Consider the following 2744-nt stretch of genomic DNA (forward strand, 5'->3'; position numbering starts at 1 on the left):
GCCCGGCGCGAACCTGCCGCACCCGGGACGACCCGCCCCGACGCAACGTGCGCCCTGCGTCACCCGGGTGCGGCGCGGCCCGCTCGGTGCGAGGTCGTAACCCCGCACCGTGCGGTCGCGCCCGCACCTGGCGGCGTCCGCCGCACCGTGCGGTGCGGCCGCGGCTGGCCGCACCCGGCACGACCCGCCAGACGCACCGGCGTCACCGTGCGGCCCGCGTCATCCGGTGCGACGCTGCACGCTCGGTGCGAGGTTGTAACCCCGCACCGAGCGGTCGCGCCCGCACCAGCCGGCGTCCGCAGCACGGTGCGGCACGGCCGCGACCCGCACGGCACCCGCACCCGCACCAGCGCGTTAAGCTCCCACCGTGCGGCGAGCGCGCACGCGCGCCCGGCCACCTCGGGACGGGCCGCGCGTGACGGAGGCGCCCCGCGCCTCCCGTACCGTTGTCGGGTGACCGAAACCGCAGCTGCCCTCGTCGAACGCCTCACCGCCGTCGTGCCGGACTTCCCCTCGCCCGGGATCCTGTTCCGCGACGTCACGCCGGTGTTCTCGGACGCCGTCGCGTTCGGCCGGGTGTGCGAAGCACTCGCGGCGCCGTTCGCGATCGGCGACGGCTTCGCGGCGGTCGCCGGCATCGAGGCCCGGGGCTTCGCCCTCGCGGGTGGGATCGCCGCACAGCACCAGGTCGGCGTCCTGACCGTGCGCAAGGCGGGCAAGCTGCCGGGCGAGGTCCTCAGCGAGCAGTACGCGCTCGAGTACGGCGAGGCCGAGCTCGAGCTGCGACCGGGGCAGCTGCCGGCGGGGACGCGGGTGCTCGTGGTCGACGACGTCCTCGCGACCGGTGGGACGGCCGCCGCGACCGTGACCCTGCTCGAGCGCGCCGGGTACGAGGCGATCGGCTTCGCCGCCCTGCTCGAGCTGGACGGACTGGCCGGCCGCGAACGCCTCGAGCCGCGCCTGCCCGTGCAGACCCTCGGCGCCGTCCCCGCCTGACCATCCAGCGGACGGACCGGCCTGACCGGCCAGCGGACGGACCGGCCTGACCATCCAGCGGACGGACCGGCCTGACCCGCCGGCGGACCGCCCGCGCACTAGTCTTGATCCACCCCATCCAACCGAGGAGTCCCATCATCGTGACCGAGTCAGTCGCACCCGAGCCCGCAGACCTTCCCCAGGCACCCGAGCCCCGCACTGCGACGACGACCACGACGGGCACCGAGCTGTTCGACGGCGTCCGCGGCGTCGTGGCGATCCGGGTCGCCGGCGTGCTCAAGGACCTCGCGGCCGAGGTGCACGACGGCGACGTCGTCGAGCCGGTCACCCTCGACGAGCAGGACGGCCTCGACATCCTGCGCCACTCGGCCGCGCACGTGCTCGCGCAGGCCGTCCAGCAGATCAACCCCGACGCCAAGCTCGGCATCGGGCCGCCCGTCACCGACGGCTACTACTACGACTTCGACGTCGCCGAGCCCTTCACCCCGGAGGACCTCAAGGCGATCGAGAAGAACATGGACCGCATCATCCGCCAGGCCCAGCGCTTCCGTCGCGTGGTCGTCACCGACGACGAGGCCCGGGAGCGCATGGCGGGGGAGCCCTACAAGCAGGAGCTCATCGGCCTCAAGGGCGCTGCCGAGGCCGGCGACTCCGGCGAGAGCGTCGAGGTCGGCGCCGGCGAGCTGACGGTCTACGAGAACGTCGACCCGAAGACGGGCGAGGTGCTCTGGCAGGACCTCTGCCGCGGCCCGCACCTGCCGCACACCCGGATCATCGGCAACGCGTCGAAGCTCATGCGCGTCGCCGCGGCGTACTGGCGCGGCTCCGAGAAGAACCCGCAGCTCCAGCGCATCTACGGCACCGCCTGGCCGGACAAGGACCAGCTCAAGGCGTACCTCGTCCGCCTGGAAGAGGCTGCCAAGCGCGACCACCGCAAGCTCGGTGCCGAGCTCGACCTGTTCTCCTTCCCCGACGAGATCGGCTCCGGCCTCGCGATCTTCCACCCGAAGGGCGGCATCATCCGCCGCGAGATGGAGGACTACTCGCGCCGTCGGCACGAGCAGGAGGGCTACTCGTTCGTCTACACGCCCCACATCACCAAGGGCGACCTCTTCGAACAGTCCGGGCACCTCGGCTGGTACCGGGACGGCATGTTCCCGCCCATGCACATGGACGAGGCACGCGACGAGGACGGCAACGTCACCCGCCAGGGCGCCGACTACTACCTCAAGCCGATGAACTGCCCGATGCACATCCTCGCGTACCGCTCGCAGGCCCGGTCCTACCGCGACCTGCCGCTGCGGATGTTCGAGTTCGGCACCGTGTACCGCAACGAGAAGTCCGGCGTGATCCACGGCCTCACCCGCGTGCGCGGCCTCACGCAGGACGACGCCCACATCTTCACCACGCAGGAGAAGATGAAGGAGGAGCTCACCACGACCCTCCAGTTCGTCCTGTCGCTGCTCCGCGACTACGGGCTGAACGACTTCTACCTCGAGCTGTCGACGAAGGACCCCGAGAAGTACGTCGGCGACGACGACGTCTGGGACGTCGCGACCGACACCCTGCGCGAGGTCGCCGAGGAGTCCGGGCTCGAACTCGTCCCGGACCCCGCCGGTGCGGCCTTCTACGGCCCGAAGATCTCGGTGCAGGCCCGCGACGCGATCGGCCGGACGTGGCAGATGTCGACCGTGCAGCTCGACTTCAACCTGCCGGAGCGCTTCGACCTCGAGTACGCGGCGGCGGAC

2 protein-coding genes are annotated in these 2744 nt (G+C 72.1%); both read left to right on the forward strand.

The window, feature by feature from the left end:
• Positions 1-453: 453 nt before the first annotated feature.
• Positions 454-996, forward strand: a complete 543-nt coding sequence (locus tag I5E_RS12760) for an adenine phosphoribosyltransferase (protein ID WP_022907327.1) — start codon at positions 454-456, stop codon at positions 994-996.
• A gap of 227 nt (positions 997-1223) precedes the next feature.
• Positions 1224-2744 (forward strand): threonine--tRNA ligase (gene thrS / locus I5E_RS12765; RefSeq protein WP_031262614.1); only part of this gene is annotated, 1521 nt, incomplete at its 3' end.

It is taken from the genome of Curtobacterium sp. B18 (genome assembly GCF_000333375.1).
Taxonomy (GTDB): domain Bacteria; phylum Actinomycetota; class Actinomycetes; order Actinomycetales; family Microbacteriaceae; genus Curtobacterium.